At 40.0% G+C, this 19464-nt stretch carries 15 protein-coding genes; 14 read left to right on the top strand and 1 reads right to left on the bottom strand.

The genetic code is table 11. From position 1 onward, the window contains the following. Positions 1 to 115 precede the first annotated feature (115 nt). A complete protein-coding gene (locus J2Y67_RS07170; protein WP_310172244.1) occupies positions 116 to 571 on the top strand; it encodes an N-acetyltransferase in 456 nt (151 codons plus the stop codon). 85 nt (positions 572 to 656) lie between these two features. Here the strand turns inward: J2Y67_RS07170 and J2Y67_RS07165 are convergent, their stop codons facing one another. Next, positions 657 to 2051 carry a sigma-54 interaction domain-containing protein gene (locus J2Y67_RS07165; RefSeq protein ID WP_310172241.1) on the bottom strand — a complete coding sequence of 465 codons (1395 nt, stop codon included), beginning with the start codon at positions 2049 to 2051 and terminating at the stop codon, positions 657 to 659. 213 nt (positions 2052 to 2264) lie between these two features. On the opposite strand from J2Y67_RS07165, the gene J2Y67_RS07160 reads away from it, so the two are divergent. The 13 genes from J2Y67_RS07160 (at position 2265) to J2Y67_RS07100 (ending at position 19447) form a co-directional block, all read left to right on the top strand. Beyond that, positions 2265 to 3674, top strand: a complete 1410-nt coding sequence (locus tag J2Y67_RS07160; protein WP_310172238.1) for an amino acid permease — start codon at positions 2265 to 2267, stop codon at positions 3672 to 3674. A 30-nt stretch (positions 3675 to 3704) separates the two neighbouring features. Continuing rightward, positions 3705 to 5063 carry a 4-aminobutyrate--2-oxoglutarate transaminase gene (gabT, locus tag J2Y67_RS07155; RefSeq protein WP_310172234.1) on the top strand — a complete coding sequence of 453 codons (1359 nt, stop codon included), beginning with the start codon at positions 3705 to 3707 and terminating at the stop codon, positions 5061 to 5063. Positions 5064 to 5119: 56 nt separating this feature from the next. Continuing rightward, positions 5120 to 6535: an NAD-dependent succinate-semialdehyde dehydrogenase gene (locus J2Y67_RS07150; protein WP_310172498.1), complete on the top strand. Its 1416-nt coding sequence runs from the start codon at positions 5120 to 5122 to the stop codon at positions 6533 to 6535. 136 nt (positions 6536 to 6671) lie between these two features. Continuing rightward, positions 6672 to 7076: a hypothetical protein gene (locus J2Y67_RS07145; protein WP_310172231.1), complete on the top strand. Its 405-nt coding sequence runs from the start codon at positions 6672 to 6674 to the stop codon at positions 7074 to 7076. A 2-nt stretch (positions 7077 to 7078) separates the two neighbouring features. Continuing rightward, positions 7079 to 8347, top strand: a complete 1269-nt coding sequence (locus J2Y67_RS07140) for an ammonium transporter (RefSeq protein WP_310172229.1) — start codon at positions 7079 to 7081, stop codon at positions 8345 to 8347. Positions 8348 to 8572: 225 nt separating this feature from the next. Further along, a complete protein-coding gene (gene argC / locus J2Y67_RS07135) occupies positions 8573 to 9619 on the top strand; it encodes an N-acetyl-gamma-glutamyl-phosphate reductase (protein ID WP_310172226.1) in 1047 nt (348 codons plus the stop codon). A 41-nt stretch (positions 9620 to 9660) separates the two neighbouring features. Beyond that, on the top strand, positions 9661 to 10887 hold the full coding sequence (gene argJ / locus J2Y67_RS07130) for a bifunctional ornithine acetyltransferase/N-acetylglutamate synthase (protein ID WP_310172224.1): 1227 nt from the start codon (positions 9661 to 9663) through the stop codon (positions 10885 to 10887). Between the two features lie 15 nt (positions 10888 to 10902). Continuing rightward, entirely contained in the window at positions 10903 to 11700 is a 798-nt protein-coding gene (gene argB / locus J2Y67_RS07125; RefSeq protein WP_310172221.1) for an acetylglutamate kinase, read from the top strand. Next, the gene (locus J2Y67_RS07120; RefSeq protein ID WP_310172218.1) at positions 11700 to 12887 is read left to right on the top strand and encodes an acetylornithine transaminase; all 1188 of its coding nucleotides are present in this window, start codon (positions 11700 to 11702) and stop codon (positions 12885 to 12887) included. The genes argB and J2Y67_RS07120 overlap by 1 nt, the downstream gene beginning before the upstream one ends. A 17-nt stretch (positions 12888 to 12904) precedes the next feature. Then, a complete protein-coding gene (locus tag J2Y67_RS07115; RefSeq protein ID WP_310172215.1) occupies positions 12905 to 13981 on the top strand; it encodes a carbamoyl phosphate synthase small subunit in 1077 nt (358 codons plus the stop codon). Next, positions 13968 to 17180, top strand: a complete 3213-nt coding sequence (carB, locus tag J2Y67_RS07110; protein WP_310172213.1) for a carbamoyl-phosphate synthase (glutamine-hydrolyzing) large subunit — start codon at positions 13968 to 13970, stop codon at positions 17178 to 17180. Before J2Y67_RS07115 ends, carB begins: the two co-directional genes overlap by 14 nt. Before the next feature lie 3 nt (positions 17181 to 17183). Beyond that, positions 17184 to 18155, top strand: coding sequence for an ornithine carbamoyltransferase (gene argF / locus J2Y67_RS07105; RefSeq protein ID WP_310172211.1), 972 nt, complete (start codon positions 17184 to 17186; stop codon positions 18153 to 18155). 80 nt (positions 18156 to 18235) lie between these two features. Further along, positions 18236 to 19447 carry an argininosuccinate synthase gene (locus J2Y67_RS07100; RefSeq protein WP_310172208.1) on the top strand — a complete coding sequence of 404 codons (1212 nt, stop codon included), beginning with the start codon at positions 18236 to 18238 and terminating at the stop codon, positions 19445 to 19447. Positions 19448 to 19464: the final 17 nt, after the last annotated feature.

Genomic DNA, 19464 nt, shown 5'->3' with positions numbered 1-19464 from the left:
TTTACTTTGTACATTTAAAATAATCAACTAATATATTTTATTTTTTATAAAATCCTATTGAGTAAAAATGCATATCGTTGTATATTTATAATATTATTTCAAAAGGAGAAAGCAAATGGATATTTATCATGCAGTGACTGCTGATGTGAAAGATATTTATAATTTAATTCAAATTTATGCGAAAAAAGAAATTGTGCTGCCACGAACATACTTATCACTCTATCAACATTTACAATGTTTGTATGTTATGAAAGAGAATAATAAAATACTAGGTGTTGCGGGATTACATGTTTTAGGTCAGGACCTTGCAGAGATACGGTCTTTGGTTGTATCTCCTGAGCATGCCGGGAAGGGGATAGGGCGTAAATTAGTGAAACGTCTCATAGAGGAAGCGCCTGAACTTGGAATTAGTCGTGTTATGTCCTTTACTTATGAAACAGAGTTTTTCAAAAAATGCGGTTTTGAGATTGTTGCAAAAGAAACATTACCTGAAAAAGTTTGGGTGGATTGTATGAATTGCCCGAAGTTTAATGGCTGTGATGAAGTAGCTATGATCAAGTATATTGGATAAACGTATAAACGTTCATTTTTAAAGACACCTCTTTCAGGACGAAGAGATTTCGTACCTAAGAAAGAGGTGTTTTTCATGACTTGATTTAGTCTAAATGACCCTGCTTTTCTTTGTGTTTTTTTAGTTTTCGAATAACAGAAGGCTGACTAATCCCAAGGTATTTGGCCATTTCATACGTTGATTTACATTGCTTTTGGGCTTTTAAAAGCATCCATTTTTCTACTCGGTCTATTACGGTATTTAGATTGGTTTCTTCAGTTATTAAGTGTTCAATGAGGGAGACATCCTCTTCATGTGCTGGTGCTTCGCCCATAATAGAGGGAGGCAGTGAATTTTGCCGGATAATGGTTTCTTCGGTTGTTAAAACGAGCCGTTCAAGCAGGTTCTCTAATTCACGGACATTACCAGGCCATCTATAATTTAGCAGTTTTTCGTATACTAAAGGGTGTATTTTTTTGGCTGTTTTATATTTCTTGTTCATTAACTCAATATAATGATTAATCAAAAGAGAAATATCTTCCTTTCGATCTCGTAAAGCAGGAATAGATAGGGGAATTACATGGAGTCTATAAAATAAATCAAGACGGAATTCACCTTTTTGGACCATTTCTTCTAAATTTTTATTCGTAGCTGTTACTAACCTAAAATCAACATGCCGCTCATTTGTCCCGCCCACTCGGATAAACTTTTTTTCTTGTAAAACCTTTAATAATTTTGCTTGGATGGACAAGGGCAGTTCGCCAATTTCATCTAAAAATAGCGTACCTTCATGGGCTTGTTCGATCAATCCCGGTTTCCCTTTTTTTTGGGCGCCTGTAAAGGACCCGGATTCATAACCGAACATTTCTGATTCAAATAAACTTGATGGGATGGTGGTGCAATTTACTTCAATAAAATGTTTTTTATGCCGGTTACTATAGGTATGTAGTTTTCTGGCTAGCATACTTTTTCCAACTCCAGACTCTCCTAACATCAACACTGTAGCGTCGGTAGGGGCTACTCGTTGGATGGTTTTAGCGATTTGCTGCATTTCCTTACTACGATAGAGGATGCCCTCTCTGCCCTTTAATTCCTCCATCTCTATTTGATATTCTTTTAACTTTTTTTCTAATTTTTCGTATTGAGCCTGAAGACTGCTAATTTCCGTTCGGTCAAGGGCGTAACTAATTATGCGGATAATTTCCCCCTTATCATTGTAAATGGGATAGGCTGTGGACATGATTACTTTTCCTTTTTTTGTGTTTTGCATAATTTGAATGGGTTTTTGTTCTGTGAGTACTTTTGCCGTAATCGAGGGCGTTAATATCCCTAGTTCCTGAAGTTCAAAAATGGATTTCCCAATGTATTCTTTTGGTCCATCTTCATAAACCGTCCAATGCTCGCTATTGGTATACAAAATAACCCCTTTTTCATCCGTGATAGTGATATTGTTATTGGAAGTCTTTACGATAGTTTCTAAAATAATTTCTGCTATAGACATGGGCTCTCCTTTTATATCTCGTAATCTACTTTAAATATAATTCAGAATCGAATCAATAATCAATAAATGAATCGAAATAATCTAATTTTAATTCGAAAATGAATCGATTATTTTAAAAAATTTGATTTTTTTGTCTAAATTAAGGGAAATTCCTATTGGCACGATTATTGCATTAAATATAGATGTATATCGATAAAATAGGGGGGATGTTTAGTGGGGTTTCAAAATCATGAATTGAAACAGGATCTGAAGACAAGGCATATAACCATGATATCAATAGGCGGTGTAATTGGTGCAGGCCTCTTTATTGGAAGCGGTACCATGATCATGTCGGCAGGACCTGGGGCATTGATATCGTATATCATTGCTGGATTAATGATTGTTCTAATCATGCGGATGCTGGGGGAGATGGCAGTTGTGAACCCTGATAGCGGTTCCTTTGCCACTTACGCACAGCAGGCTTTTGGTCCATGGGCCGGGTATACGATTGGCTGGTTGTACTGGTTCAATTGGGTGATTATCGTAGCGATTGAAGCAACGTTATTGGGAACATTTGTTCACAATTGGATTCCTTCCATCCCTGCATGGGTGGCGAGTTTAGTCTTTCCTATTTTAATGACAGCTACGAATGTCTTCTCGGTTAAAGCCTACGGGGAATTTGAATACTGGTTAGCGTTTATTAAGGTTTCTGCCATTGTTATTTTTCTATGCGTAGGCACAGTCATTGTTTTTGGTTTTTTTCCAGGAATTAAAGCGACAGGAATAACCAGTATAATGTCAGGTGCTGGCTTTTTCCCGCATGGATGGATGCCAGTACTCCTTAGTGTAATCTTTATTACCTTCTCACTTTCAGGGAGTGAGGTGGCAGCCATTGCAGCGGGTGAGTCCGAAAATCCGGAAAAGAACATTATAAAGGCGATCAATGCTGTAGTTTGGCGGCTTCTTCTTTTCTTTGTTGGATCTGTAGCGATTTTAGTGATGATTATTCCGCAAGATGCCAAGGATTTGCTGCAGTCCCCTTACGCCAGTGTCTTCGATATGGTTGGTCTTCCCGCTGCTGCTCAAGTCATGAATGGAATCATTTTTATTTCGCTTCTTTCTGTTTTAAATTCCGGGCTCTATACAAGTTCGCGGATGCTGTACTCTCTATCAAAAAAGGGAACGGCTCCAAAATTCCTATCGCGAGTCAGCAAAAGGGGGATTCCGCTTTGGGCTTTAGCTGTAAGCGTTATCTTTACCTATGTATTCGCCACGTTTAAATTTGTCTCGCCGAATGGATTGTTTGTATTTTTGGCTAATGCTTCCGGTGGTGTAACCATCGTGATGTATATTTTTATAGCCTTCTCCCATATACGCCTGCGATTAAGAGCAGAAAAGGAAGATCCGAAGAAACTTAAAGTGAAAATGTGGTTATTTCCCCATTTAACCTATGCTACCATTGTCATCCTATTTATTATTTTTGTTGCCCAAGCTTTTATCGATTCAATGCGTGAACAATTCTATCTAACTTCACTCCTTACGATCCTCGTGATCGGTTCTTATTTTCTTTTTTACCGAAAAAAGGGGAATGTCAAGAACCAGCCAGAAATTGAATTTAATTCTGAAAAAATAGTAAATGATTAAAATTATTTTATTTACGAAAGGAAGATTATCATGAGTTTTGCAAAAATCCAAATGAATTTACCAGGTGAAAAATCAAAAAGTTTAGTAGAAAGACGTGAAAATATTGTACCGAAGGGAGTAAGCAATGGAGTCCCAGCTTTTGCAGAATCAGCTGATGGGGCGCTAATCAAAGATGTTGACGGTAACATTTTTATTGATTTTGTAGGAGCGATTGGAGTTCAAAATGTAGGACATGGCCATCCGAAAGTGAAACAAGCACTGCATGAACAAGTGGATCAATTTATCCATACAGGATTCAATGTCATGATGTATGAATCTTATATTGAGCTTGCGGAAAAGCTTGCGGAGCTTGCCCCGGGAAATCATGAGAAGAAAGTGCTGTTACAAAACAGTGGTGCAGAAGCTGTCGAAAATGCGGTGAAAATTGCACGTAAATATACGAAAAGACAAGGGGTTATTTCGTTTTCAAGAGGGTACCATGGCCGGACTTTAATGACCATGACGATGACAAGTAAGGTAAAGCCGTACAAATTTGAATTTGGCCCGTTTGCCCCTGAGGTTTACAGAGCACCCTATCCGTATATGTACAGACGCCCGGAAGGATTAACAGAAGAACAGTATGAAGATTTTATCCTTCAAGAGTTTCGTAACTTCTTTGTCACTGATGTGGCTCCGGAGTCAATTGCGGCAGTTGTGATGGAACCAATTCAAGGTGAAGGCGGGTTTATTGTTCCTGGCAAACGTTTTGTGCAGGGAGTCTATCAACTCTGTAAAGAGAATGGAATCCTCTTTATTGCAGATGAAATCCAAACTGGGTTTGCCCGCACCGGCCGTTACTTTGCAATCGAGCATTTCGATGTGATTCCAGACCTGATTACCGTATCAAAATCCATGGGAGCAGGCGTGCCTATTAGCGGCGTGATTGGACGTAAAGAAATGATGGATGCAGCAGACCCAGGGGAACTTGGCGGAACCTACAGCGGCAGCCCATTAGGATGTAAAGCTGCCTTAGCTGTCTTGGAGATTATTGAAGAAGAATGTCTGAATCAGCGCGGAGAAGAGGTTGGAAAAATCGTTATGGATAAATTTAAGGATCTTTCCAAAAAATTCGATTGCATTGGGGATATAAGAGGACTTGGAGCCATGTGTGCAATGGAAATTGTGAAGGACAGACAAACAAAAGAGCCGGCCAAAGACTTGACCAATCAAATCATTAAAGAAGCGAATAAACGTGGATTATTAATCTTTAGTGCAGGTATTTACAGCAATGTTATTCGTCTGCTTATGCCATTAGTTATTACAAATGAACAATTAGAGGAAGGGTTAACGATTTTAGAACACTCAATTGAGGCAGCAATCGTTTCTTCTGGTGCTGTTAGTTTAGTATAAACGTGCAATTTTTGTAAAAATAATAGAATGGGAGAAAACGTATGACTACACATTTAATGCAGATCAACGGAGAAAGCGTAGAAAGTGAAAGTAAAGAATTCATCAAGGTAATCAATCCTGCGAATAATCAAGTGATCGCAGAAGTTCCGAAAGGGGGAACAGTGGAAGCGAAAAAAGCAGTGGATGCTGCTTATGCTGCTTTTAAGGAATGGTCTGTTAAAACGGCTGAAGAACGCAGTCAATTATTAATGAAATGGTTTCAATTAATTGATGAAAATAAAGAAGGACTCGCGCGGATTATGACAGAAGAACAAGGGAAGCCATTGAAAGAGGCATTAGGTGAAATTATTAATGCGAACAGTTATGTTTCATGGTATGCGGAAGAAGGAAAACGGATTTATGGCGAAACCATCCCATCCTCCCATCCAAATAAACGAATTCTTATTCAGAAACAACCGGTGGGTGTAGTTGCGGCCATTACACCATGGAATTTCCCTGCCTCGATGATTACCAGGAAAGTGGCCCCTGCGCTTGCAGCCGGTTGTACAGCCGTAATTAAGCCGGCAACCCAAACTCCGTTAACGGCCTTAAAACTGGTTGAGCTTGGACATTTAGCCGGGATCCCAAAAGGTGTGTTAAATGTTGTAACAGGAGATTCCCGAGCAATTGGCGACGCTTGGCTGCAAGATGAGCGTGTTCGTAAACTGACGTTTACCGGTTCAACCGAGGTTGGGAAAATGCTCATGAAGGGTGCGGCAGACACCGTCAAGAAAATTTCCTTGGAATTAGGCGGTCATGCTCCGTTTATCGTGATGGATGATGCAAATATTGATAAGGCGGTTGAAGGGGTTGTGGGCTCGAAGTTCAGGAATGCCGGCCAAACTTGTATTTGTACGAATCGAATCTATGTTCACGAATCGATTGAAGCTGAATTTAATGAGAAGTTCCGAGAAGCCGTTGCAAAATTAAAGATTGGAAATGGATTAGATCAAGGAACCGATATTGGGCCAATGATTGATTTAAATGGGATTGATAAGGTGAAAGAACAAATTGATGATGCTCTTAGCAAGGGTGGAGAACTCCTTCAAGGCGGCAGCAGAGCAAATATTGCAGATGGTTACTTTTTTGAGCCGACAATTATCACAAATGCTTCTGATGAAATGCTTTGTATGAAGGAGGAAACGTTTGGACCACTGGCACCGGTTGCAACGTTTAAAACAGAAGAGGAAGTAATTGAACGTGCCAATAATTCAATCTATGGATTGGCTTCTTACGTCTATACTGAAAGCCTAAGCAGAGCCATTCGAATTAGTGAAAAACTTGAATATGGAATCGTCGGGCTGAATGATGCCCTGCCTACTGTGGCGCAGGCGCCGTTCGGAGGATTTAAGGAAAGTGGATTAGGAAGAGAAGGCGGGCATTACGGGATTGATGAATATCTCGAAGTAAAATATGTATCGATTGCTTTTTAAAAGATAAATGGTGGGGACCTCATAAATAATGGGGTTCTTTTTTTATCGTCATAAAACAGGAAGAATTTTGTATTGACTAAAATTGAAATTATCAATATAATCAGAAAAAGTAACAATTCATGTGAGGAGATATGACATGGACGTAATGGATGAATTATATCGTACCTTAGAATTTCAAATTGCTCCTAATGATCTTATAAATGCTTTATTAGAAATAAAGATTTATAAAGAAAAAGAAATGGCACTATTAAAGGAAAAAATCATAAAATTCGAAGAAAAAAGGAGAACGTATGAGGCTTGGTATCAATCATTACCTGCTTTTAAGAAATTTTTTACAGGGCGGCCACCCAGCCATCATCAAGCAGTGGAGTATCTTGTAAATGTGAAACAACGTTTAAGTCAAATAGAAGAAATTAAGAAAAAAATGGCAGAATTAGAGAGAATCATAAATTTAGTGAAAAATGAAGAGAAACAAGCTATTGTGCTTTCTCATAGTGTTATAGAGGAACTTAAAAACTATAAAGAAATGGGGGGACAATAGCAATGACAATCCATGCAATCCAATCAGGTCTTGATACAATCTGGGTAGTGCTGACTGCAGCCATGATTTTATTAATGGAAGGCGGATTTGCCCTGCTTGAAGCAGGGTTTGTGCGTTCAAAAAACAGCGTGAATATTATTATGAAGGTGTTTGCTGATATTACGATTGGGACACTTTGTTATTATTTAGTTGGATTTGCCCTTATGTATGGGGCGGATCTGTTTGGAATAATAGGGACGGATGGATTCATGTTAAAAGGCGACTTTTCCCATTTGAAATTATCTATTTCGACGGATACCTTTTGGCTTTTCCAAGGTGCCTTTGTCATCGCGGTTATTTCGATCGTTTCAGGTGCTGTAGCGGAACGAGTTAATTTTCGAGCGTATCTTTTATATGTCATATTGATGACGATGTTCATCTATCCCATTGCCGGTCATTGGGTATGGGGGGGCGGATGGTTAGGGAAATTAGGAATGGAAGACTTTGCGGGATCAGCAGTTATCCATGCGTTAGGAGGATTCTCGGCATTAGCCGCAGCCATCCTAATCGGACCAAGAAAAGGTAAATTTACTTCAAAGGACGCCTCTTCGATTGCTTTACCTAGTAATCTGCCGCTTGCTTCGGTAGGAGCGTTTTTATTATGGTTCGGCTGGTTTGGTTTTAATGCTGGAAGTACGCTGACTGCAACGGATGTTAGAATAGGTCACATTGCTATTGTAACAATGCTATCAGCAGCTGCAGGTGGGGCTACTGCATTAATCTATACTTTATTTCGATACGGCCGGTCAGATGCCCCATCTGTCATTAATGCCTCCCTTGCAGGACTTGTGGGGATAACAGCAGGTTGTGCCTTTGTAAGCGACCAGTCATCCATCCTAATTGGAGCCATTTCTGGTTTGTTGATGATGGGGGCGACGAATTGGTTGGAAGCAAAACGGATTGATGACCCGGTTGGCGCATTTCCAGTACATGCTGTTTCTGGAGTATGGGGAACAATCGCTGTTGGTCTTTTCGCAACCGAAGGAGGTCTTTTAGAAGGTGGAGGCTGGCATTTATTAGCGGTTCAGTTGTTAGGATTATTCATTTTATGTGGATGGGGATTCCTGCTTACATGGGCGGGGTTAAAACTTATAAATAAATGGGTTCCCATTCGCGCCTCAAATGATGAAGAAGATCTTGGTCTGGATATAAGTTACCATGGAATCATGGCAACCCATACATCGCCTGAGTTCCTCCAAGTGAATGACTATTTAAATCGGAAAGAAGAATAAAAATGAAAAAATTCGTTAAAGATCTATGCTTTAACGATTTTTTTGTACCTTCCATCAAAACAAATAGTTTTGTATAAAAAATGTATATTCGAACAAGGAAAAATGTAAGCGGTTTCAGTGTTCTTTTATTAAAATTTCAATAAAAACTAATAATTTAGCACTTTTGATATTGAATATTTATTAATTTCTAAGTATAATAATACAACAAGAAGACGAATTCGGGAGATGAAAAAATTGAAAGTCGCGATTATCGGTGGGACGGGATACGGGGCAATTGAATTAATCAGGTTAATTAATAAACATCCATATTTAGAAATTGGTACCGTTGTATCAAACTCGCAAGCCGGTACCCAATTTAGTGAAGCCTATCCGCACTTGTTGAATATAGTAGATTTATCGCTCGAAACATTTAACCCAAGTGAATTAAGCAAAAATAATGAAATGGTTTTTCTTGCAACTCCGTCAGGTATAAGCAAAGACCTTGTTCCGCAGCTTTTGGAAAATGGAATCAAATGTGTAGACTTATCCGGGGATTTTCGGCTCAGGTCTACTCAAGAATATGAATCTTGGTATAAACATTCACCTGCAAACGAAGCGTATTTAAAGCAGGCAATCTATGGACTTAGTGAAATTTACAGCGAAAATATAAAGAATGCTAAATTACTTTCCAATCCGGGATGTTATCCGACTGCAGCAACACTTGGGCTTCTGCCCATTGTGAAAACGAATTTAGCAGATTACAAGTCTATTATTGTTGACGCGAAATCAGGGGTATCCGGTGCGGGAAGAGGGCTGTCGTTAACCTCTCATTATGCTGAAATAAATGAAAATATTAGGGCATATAAACTTGGAGCCCATCAACATATTCCGGAAATCGAGCAAACTCTCAGTGATGAAGCACAAACTCCAATCACGATTTCCTTTACCACTCACTTAGTACCCATGACAAGAGGAATCATGTGTACGACTTATATAAACTTAAAGGATAATATATCAACCGAAGAAGTGCATGAATTATATAGTGAATTTTATAAAAATAAGCCGTTTGTAAGGGTAAGACCTATCGTCAACATTCCTTCTACAAAAGAGGTTTTAGGCACCAATTATTGTGATATTGGCTTACACGTTGATCAACGGACAGGACGTTTAACGATTGTATCGGTGATTGATAACTTGGTAAAAGGTGCTGCTGGGCAAGCCATTCAAAATGTAAACATAATGAACGGATGGGATGAAGGTACAGGACTTAAGGATATAGCGATGTATCCATAGAACGTTATAAATTTTGGGAAGCGCAGGAGGGGGAGTACTTGATGCAAGCCATTTCTAATCATAAAGCGGTTGTCTTAAAAGAAGAGGGCATTACTTTTCCAAAGGGATTTAAAGCTGGCGGAATGTATTGCGGAATTAAAAAAGAAAAACTGGACTTAGGCTATATCGTTTCGGAAGTACCCGCAACAGCGGCCGGGGTATATACAACAAATGTTTTTCAAGCAGCGCCATTAGTCGTTACACAAGAAAGCATTGCGAAAGAGTATAAAATCAAGGCTGTCCTTGTCAATTCAGGAAATGCCAATTCGTGCACGGGTGAACAGGGAATAAAAGATGCTGCTGAAATGCAGAAGGCTTTCGCTGGCCAATTAGGAATCCCTGAACATCTCGTTGCGGTAACTTCCACAGGGGTGATTGGAGAATTGCTGCCAATGGAAAAAATCCATACAGGAATCGACCAAATCCTAAATGAAGAAAATGCGGCAGAAGCAAACTTCATGCAAGCCATTCTCACTACGGATACTTCCGTTAAACATATCGGTGTCCAAATGAAAATTGATGGGAAAACCGTGAGTATTGGCGGCGCTGCCAAGGGCTCCGGAATGATACATCCAAATATGGCAACCATGCTTGGCTTTATCACAACGGATGCAAATATTGCTCACGAGGATCTGCTTTTTGCCCTTAAAGATGTAACAAATCAAACCTTTAATATGATTACGGTTGACGGAGATACAAGTACAAACGATATGGTGTTGGTTTTGGCCAACGGACTTGCCGAAAACGATCCATTAACAAAAAATCATCCTGATTGGGATTTGTTTGTAAATGGTTTAAAAAAGGTTTCCGAAGAACTCGCGAAAAAGATTGCCCGTGATGGAGAAGGGGCTACAAAGCTAATTGAAGTAACGGTTGATAGTGCCAAAACGCAAGAGGACGCTAGCATCGTCGGAAAATCGATTATTTCTTCAAGCCTAGTTAAAACCGCCATCTTTGGGACGGACGCAAACTGGGGAAGAATTGTTACCGCAATTGGTTATAGCGGTGTCCAGGTGCAACCCAATGCCATAAAAGTTGCGATTGGGCCGTACCAAGTATTTGAAAACGGTTTGCCTTGTCCATTTAATGAAGCGGAAGTTAAAAACTATTTAGAGCAAGAAACGATTCAAATTTATGTTGAATTAAATCAAGGAGACCAAACTGCTACGGCCTGGGGATGCGATTTAACCTATGATTATGTCAAAATCAATGGATCCTACCGCACATAGAGGAGGGGCATAGAAGTGAAGTATTTAGTCATTAAGTGTGGCGGAAGTGTGTTAGAAAATCTGCCAAGATCATTTTATGAAGACATCGTAAAAATCCATCAAGCAGGCGAATGGACCCCGATTATCGTCCATGGCGGAGGACCTCTAATCACTGGCTTACTTAAAAACCTGAATGTCGAGACCACTTTTGTGAACGGCCTAAGAGTTACAAGTCTCCAGGTTCTGGATGTAGTGGAAATGGTCTTAAGCGGATCGGTTAATAAGCAAGTAGTAAGAAACCTAATTGAGGCTGGCGGCAATGCTTATGGCATCAGTGGCGTAGACGGCTGTCTGTTAAAAGCAAAGCCTGCCGAAAATTCAGAGGTTATCGGTTTTGTCGGTGAAGTGGTTGAAGTGAATAAACCTCTAATAGAAAACATTATTCAACAAGGATATATTCCAGTCATTTCCCCCATTGGGATTGATGACAATGGACAGCGTTACAACATAAATGGAGATATTGCTGCAAGTGCTGTCGCGAAAGCGTTAGAAGCAAACCTTTGCTTTATTAGTGATATTCCAGGAATCTTAATTGAAATGAATGGTGAAAAAAAGAAACTTGATCTTGTATCGAAGGCGGCCGTTGAAAACCTAATTGAAAATAAGACCATCTACGGCGGAATGATTCCAAAGGTTACAGCTGCGATCGACGGACTTGTTCACAATATACCTGAGGTTGCAATCCTTAACGGCTTTGAGAAAAATAGCCTAATCGATTATATAAATGGTAAAAAAATTGGCACGAAAATTGTTCTAGAAGAGGAGATTGCGTAATGGTGAATAACACTTCCGTTTCCCTTGAATCACCACTAATGTCTACATACACTCGTTTCCCGGTTACATTGGTAAAAGGGAAAGGAAGCTATGTGTGGGATGACAATGGAACTCAATTTTTAGATTTCACTTCCGGCATTGCCACATGCAACCTTGGGCATGTTCCGGATGCGGTTAAAGAAAAGCTTGAGGAACAGGTACAAAATCTTTGGCATTGCTCTAATCTCTATCACATACCGAACCAACAGGAGCTTGCGGCCCTTTTAACAGAAAACAGCTGCGGTGACCAGGTTTTCTTTTGCAACAGCGGAGCGGAAGCAAATGAGGCAGCTATCAAACTAGCACGGAGATATGCGCAAAAGGTAAAAGGGACAGATGCTTACGAAATCGTCACCTTTCAGCAGTCCTTTCATGGCAGGACATTAGCGACTCTTTCTGCCACGGGGCAGGAAAAAATTCAGCAAGGTTTCTTGCCGTTAGTACAGGGCTTCCGCTATCTTCCCTACAATGATGATGCAGCGATTGAACAGATTGCAGAAATCAAACCTGCAGCCGTTTTACTAGAACTTGTGCAAGGGGAAGGCGGAGTGATTCCGGCCAATAAGGAATGGGTGGAATCACTCGCGCAAATTTGTGAAGAGAACGATATTTTATTGATGGTTGATGAAATCCAAACAGGCATTGGACGGACCGGTACATTGTTTGCCTATGAGCAATACTCAATCGAACCAGATGTCATCAGTGTTGCCAAAGGTCTTGGTTCCGGTTTTCCAATCGGTGCGATTATCGCAAAAAACAAGGCCGCCAAAGGGTTTGACCCGGGAAGCCATGGCAGTACGTTTGGAGGAAATCCTTTGGCAACCGCTGCAGGAGTGGCAACCATCACACATATAGTAAAAAGCAATTTACTGAAACAGGTTGGAGAAATATCCACTTATTTAGATGAACAGCTTCAAACCTTAAAAGAAAAGTATTCTTTTATCAAAGATGTTCGCGGAAAAGGGTTGCTGAAAGGAATCGTCGTCGAAATAAATGCGGCAGAAATTGTTCAAAAAGCAATTGACCAGCAGCTGCTTATTCTTACAGCAGGACCTAATGTGGTTAGGGTTCTCCCACCATTAACCGCAACTATAGAAGAAATCAATGAATTTATTACTAAGTTGGAAAAGGCATTCCAAAGTAATTAGAGAGGCGAGTGAGTATTATGGAGCAAGGATATCTTACTTTGGAAACTGGAGAAGTTTTTGAAGGAATTTTAATTGGTGCAAACAAGGACTCTCTTGGAGAAGTCGTTTTTAATACAAGTATGACCGGGTATCAAGAAATCATTACTGATCCATCGTATGCTGGGCAAATCATTACCTTTTGTTATCCAATCATCGGAAATTACGGGATTAACGCGAAAGATGATGAAAGTGTCCATCCATCCTTATCAGGAGTCGTTATTGGAGATTTATGTGAAACTCCAAGTCACTATCAGTCTATCAGTAAATTCTCAGAAAAGCTTAAGGACGCAGCCGTTCCCGGGATTGCAGGGGTAGATACAAGACGATTAGTCAAAACGATTCGCAGCCGCGGAACAGTAAAAGGCTTTTTAAGCTCTAAAAAGGTGGAAACCATTACTTCAACAGTGAATTCTCCCCTTTGGGTAGAAAAAGTATCAACGAAAAAAATTCAATATTTCAAAAACAATGGTCCACACGTAGTGTTAATGGACTTTGGGTTTAAAAAATCGATTTTAACTGCATTGTTAGCGGAGAATTGCTCGGTGACCATCGTTCCTTACAATACTCCTTACGAAAAAATAAAAGCTTTAAACCCGGACGGTGTACTTTTAAGTAATGGACCTGGGGATCCAATGGAGTTAAATAAATGGTACCCGGAAATCAAAAAGATTTGCCAGAATTACCCGACACTTGGCATTTGTTTAGGGCATCAGCTCATAGCCCTTGCTTTCGGTGCAAAAACGGAAAAATTGCCGTACGGACATCGCGGCGGTAACCATCCTGTAAAAGAAATCATGACAGGAAAAGTAAAAATTACTGCTCAAAACCATGGTTATGTTGTCGTGGATAACAGTATAAACACAGATGAATTTGCCGTAACGTACCGCAATGTGAATGACAAGTCCATAGAAGGACTTAAACATCATTGCTTCCCAATTCAAACCGTTCAATTTCATCCCGAAGCACATCCGGGGCCAAGCGATACAGCACATATCCTTACAGAGTTTGTAAAAGAAATTACTTCCTTGGGAGAGACACGATATGCCGTTAAATAAAAATCTTAAAAAGGTTCTCGTCATTGGTTCCGGCCCCATCGTGATCGGCCAGGCTGCAGAATTCGATTATGCGGGAACACAAGCATGTATTGCCCTTAAAGAAGAGGGAATTGAGGTTGTTTTAATTAATAATAATCCGGCTACCATCATGACCGATGAAACGGTTGCCGACAAGGTATATATTGAACCGCTGAATGTAATTGCCATTGAAAAAATTATCATGAAAGAGAAGCCGGATGGCATTATCGGCACACTTGGCGGGCAAACAGGTTTAAACCTGACTGTGGAATTATATGAACAAGGGATTCTACAAAAATATGGTGTTGCTCTTTTAGGGACCTCCGTTGAATCCATTAAAAATGGTGAGGATCGTGAAAAATTTCGTAATTTAATGATTGAAATTGGGGAGCCTATTCCTGAATCGGCGATTATCACGAGCTTTGAAGAGGGCGTGCAATTTGTAAAAGAAATTGGCTATCCTGTCATTATCCGTCCAGCCTACACGCTTGGAGGGGATGGCGGCGGTTTTGCCCATAATGAGGAAGAACTCGAAATCGTTCTTAAAAAAGGTTTGGCGGCCAGTCCCATTCATCAAGTGCTGGTAGAGAGAAGCATCAAAGGCTGGAAAGAAATTGAATACGAGGTTATGCGTGACGCGAATGATACCTGTATCATTGTCTGCAATATGGAAAATATGGACCCGGTTGGTGTTCATACAGGCGATTCGATTGTTGTCGCTCCATCGCAAACCTTGACAGATGTACAATACCAGATGCTCCGTGATTCTTCGGTCAAAGTGATTCGAGAATTAGGGATTATCGGTGGCTGTAATATCCAGTTCGCGCTTCATCCGGAATCGGATCAATATTATATTATCGAAGTAAATCCACGGGTTAGCCGTTCTTCTGCATTGGCATCCAAAGCAACTGGTTATCCGATTGCCCGGATGGCAGCAAAATGCTCGATCGGTTACCATTTAGATGAGATTGTCAATCCGATTACAGGAAATACATTTGCTTCCTTCGAACCAGCAATTGATTATATCGTAGTCAAACTGCCGCGTTTTCCATTTGATAAATTCCCGGAAGCAGATCGCTCGTTAGGTACGCAAATGAAGGCAACCGGGGAAGTAATGGCGATAGACCGTACATTTGAAGGAGCTTTGAATAAAGCAATTCGCTCCATGGAAATGAATATTTACGGGCTTTGCACAAGCACCTACCAAAAATTAGATGAGGCAGCTCTTTTTGAAAAATTGAAGACAGCAAATGACCAGCGTCTTTTCGTTATTGCTGAGGCGTTTAGAAGGAATATTTCTTTTGAAAAAATCCAGGAGTTGACTCAAATTGACCCTTGGTTTTTATATAAAATTTGCGTAATTGTTGATTTAGAAAAGGAGTTAGCTTCCTATACCTGGGATGATGTTCCAGTCTCACTCCTAAAAGAGGCGAAACGGAAAAATATTTCTGATAAATTGCTGTCACAAATTTACGATGTTCCGGAAAGACAGATCAGACTAAAATGGAAAGTTCTTAACTGGAAACCCGGCTATAAAATGGTCGATACCTGCTCAGCAGAATTCGATGCTGTAACACCCTACTATTATTCTACTTGGATGGGCTATGACGAGGTAGAGGTGTCAAACAATAGAAAGATTCTCGTGATCGGCTCTGGTCCGATTCGAATTGGCCAGGGAATTGAGTTTGATTACTGCTCCGTTCATGCTGCTAAGGCCATTAAGAAAATGGGCTATGAAGCGGTTGTTATTAATAATAATCCAGAGACTGTCAGTACAGATTATTCGGTTGCCGACCGCCTTTATTTTGAACCGCTGGCAGCAGAGGACGTTCTTCATGTAATTGAAAAAGAGAATATTGAAGGGGTTCTAATCCAATTTGGCGGGCAAACGGCGATTAACTTGGCGCATACCTTGCAAGAAGAAGGAATAAAGATCCTTGGAACACCTGTTGAAAATGTCGATCGCTTGGAGGACCGGAAGGAGTTTTATCAACTTCTTGAAGACTTGAATATTCCTCATATTGAAGGTGAAACGGTTGCTCATGCAGATGAGCTGGTGGAGGCTGCAGAAAAATTAGGCTATCCTGTTTTGGTTCGTCCATCCTATGTCATTGGCGGTCAATCGATGTTTACTATTTTTTCAAAAGAGGAACTTAAGAGCTATATCGAGCAATTGCAGGAAAATTCGCAGGCGAGTATGTGGCCTTTATTGGTTGACCGCTATTTGCCGGGATTAGAATGTGAGATTGATGTCATCAGCGATGGCATGAATATTGTCGTTCCAGGAATCTTTGAACATATTGAAAAAGCTGGGGTTCACTCCGGGGATAGTATCTCGATTTTCCCGCCGATTACCATGTCTAATATGGTGAAAGAAACGCTCATCGATTATGCGAACCGAATTGCTAAGTCTGCTCCGGTTATTGGGATGATGAACATCCAATTTGTCATCTATGAAAATCAAGTATTTGTGCTTGAAGTAAACCCACGTTCATCGAGAACGGTGCCAATTATCAGCAAAGTGACAGGAGTACCGATGATCGAATGGGCAGTCAAGGTTCAACTTGGGGTTTCCCTTACTGATATCAGTGCCACATGTGGACTGCTGCCGGAGCCAAATTATTTTTCAGTAAAATCACCAGTGTTTTCTTCGACTAAATTAAAAGGTGTCGATCATGTACTCGGACCGGAAATGAAATCAACGGGTGAAATACTTGGTTTAGGTGCAACCTTCCAAGAAGCGTTAGCAAAGGCTGTCCCTTTCAAAACTCAAGATGAGGAGAAATATATTTTCTGTTCGATTTCGGACCGGGAAAAACCAGCCAGCTTGCCAATTATCCAAGGGTTGGTGAACAATCAATATAAAATTGCAGCAACCGAAGGAACAGCATTATTTTTCGAAAAAAATGGCGTTGCCGTTGCAAATATCATAAAAGATGAAAAAGATGTAACGGAACTTTTCCGTCACCAAAAAGTAAGTGCGGTCATTAATATTCCAAATCAGGGACGTAACAAACTGAAATTTGGTTTTTATATCCGTGAACAAGCAACCCGCTACAATGTAAAAGTATTTACACATTTAGATACGGTGGAAGCGATGATGGTGCTTGATGAACCATTACTGTCAGATTTCAAAGTTCTTACTGTCAGCGAATATTACAAAATTGGGATTGAGGTGTGATTCATGCTAGAAACAATGAAATGGAACGAATCGAAACCGTTCGACTTTAAAGGAAAAAACTTTTTACAACTATCAGATTTCACTACTGAGGAAATTCTGTATTTACTAGATGTTGCCGTGGAACTAAAAGCGATGCAAAAGCAAGGGAAACCGCATCCTTATTTAAGTGGAAAAGTATTAGGAATGATTTTTGAAAAATCCTCTACTCGTACAAGGGTTTCCTTTGAGGTAGGCATGATGCAGCTGGGCGGACAGGCAATCTTCTTAAGCTCGAGGGACATTCAGTTAGGAAGAGGGGAAAGTATTTCAGATACGGCAAAAGTGCTTTCTCGTTATGTGGACGGTTTAATGATTCGAACCTTTTCACATGAGTCCATTGAGGAATTTGCCCATCATGCAGACGTACCGATCATAAATGGCTTAACAGACTTGCAGCATCCTACTCAAGTGTTAGCGGACTTACTGACCATTCTTGAACATAAAGGCAAATTAGCGGGCTTAAAGATGTGCTATATTGGTGATGGCAACAACAATATGGCTCATTCCTTGATTGAAGGTGCGATCAAGGTAGGGATGGATATTAGCGTGGCCAGCCCTTCCGGATATATGCCAAATCAGGACATTATCAACAATGCACAGAAAATCGCGAATCAATCAGGAATTATATTGACCATTACCAACGACCCAATTGAGGCGATTCAGGACGCTGATGTTATTGTAACGGATGTATGGACCAGCATGGGTCAGGAAGCAGAAACAGAAAAGCGTCTACAGGCATTTCAATCTTTTCAAGTTAACGATGAACTCTGTAAACATGCAAAGAGCGATTTTATCTTTTTACATTGTCTGCCGGCACACCGCGGTGAAGAAGTCACAGCCGATATTATTGATGGTCTTCATTCAGTTGTTTTTGATGAAGCAGAAAATCGTCTTCATGCACAAAAAGCGATTTTAAAAGAATTCTTGCAAAAATAGTCTTTATTTTTTTGAATATTGATGTATAATAATACTATCGAATGAATTTAAATACAAAGATGATGCGAGGAGAAATAGAAATGGCAAAGGAAAAAATCGTTTTAGCCTATTCAGGCGGTTTAGATACATCAGTTTCAGTTAAATGGATTCAAGAAAAATATGGTTATGATGTCATTGCTTTAGGTCTTGATGTGGGTGAAGGTAAAGATCTTGAAGCAATTAAAAATAAAGCATTAAATGTTGGCGCAATTAAAGCGATTATGATTGACGCAAAAGAATTATTGGCAAAAGAATATATTTTACCAGCTTTAAAGGCTAATTGTTTATATGAAGGAAAATATCCACTGTCTTCTGCAATTTCTAGACCACTAATTTCTAAATTATTGGTTGAAGTGGCGGAACAAGAAGGGGCAACAGCAGTTGCACATGGTTGTACGGGTAAAGGAAACGATCAGGTTCGTTTCGAGGTATCGATTCAAGCATTAAATCCAAGCTTAAAAGTCGTAGCTCCGGTTCGTGAATGGGGCATGACTCGTGATGAAGAAATCGAATATGCTGAAAAAAATGGGATTCCTATTCCAGTTAGTTTAGATAACCCATTCTCAATTGATGCAAATATCTGGGGCCGCGCTTGCGAAGCGGGTGTTTTAGAAAACCCTTGGAACGAAGCACCAGAAGCAGCTTATGATTGGACGAATCCAATCGAAATGACTCCGGATGAAGCTGAGTACATTGAAATTGAATTCGAACAAGGTGTTCCAGTTGCTATAAACGGTGAAAAACTTCCATTGGTTCAATTGATTGAAGCTTTGAATCTGCTTGGAGGCAAGCATGGTGTCGGACGTATTGATCATATTGAAAATAGATTAGTAGGAATTAAATCAAGAGAGGTCTATGAAAATCCGGCTGCCTTAATTTTAATAAATGCTCATAAAGAATTAGAATTTTTAACATTGCCTCGTGAAGTAACCCAATTTAAAACACAAGTTGACCAGCACATGGCAAAAATTGTTTATGAAGGTCTCTGGTATTCACCATTAAAAAATGCTCTTGATGCGTTTATTGATGAGACTCAGAAAGTAGTTTCAGGAACAATCCGCGTTAAGCTTCATAAAGGCAATCATACGGTTGTCGGCCGTAAGTCTGTGCACAGTCTTTATAATGAAGAATTGGCAACCTATGCAAAAGGCGATGCATTTGACCATAATGCAGCTGTTGGCTTTATCAAACTTTGGGGTCTGCCAACAAAGGTATTCTCTGAGGTGAACCAGAAAGATCCGGTAGTAAAATAATTTTGAATTTTGTTATA

Origin of the sequence: Neobacillus niacini (genome assembly GCF_031456445.1) — a bacterium.
Lineage (GTDB): Bacteria > Bacillota > Bacilli > Bacillales > Cytobacillaceae > Neobacillus > Neobacillus niacini_I.
The sequence above is the reverse complement of the archived record's forward strand: the minus strand, read 5'-3'. Positions and strand labels throughout refer to the sequence as shown.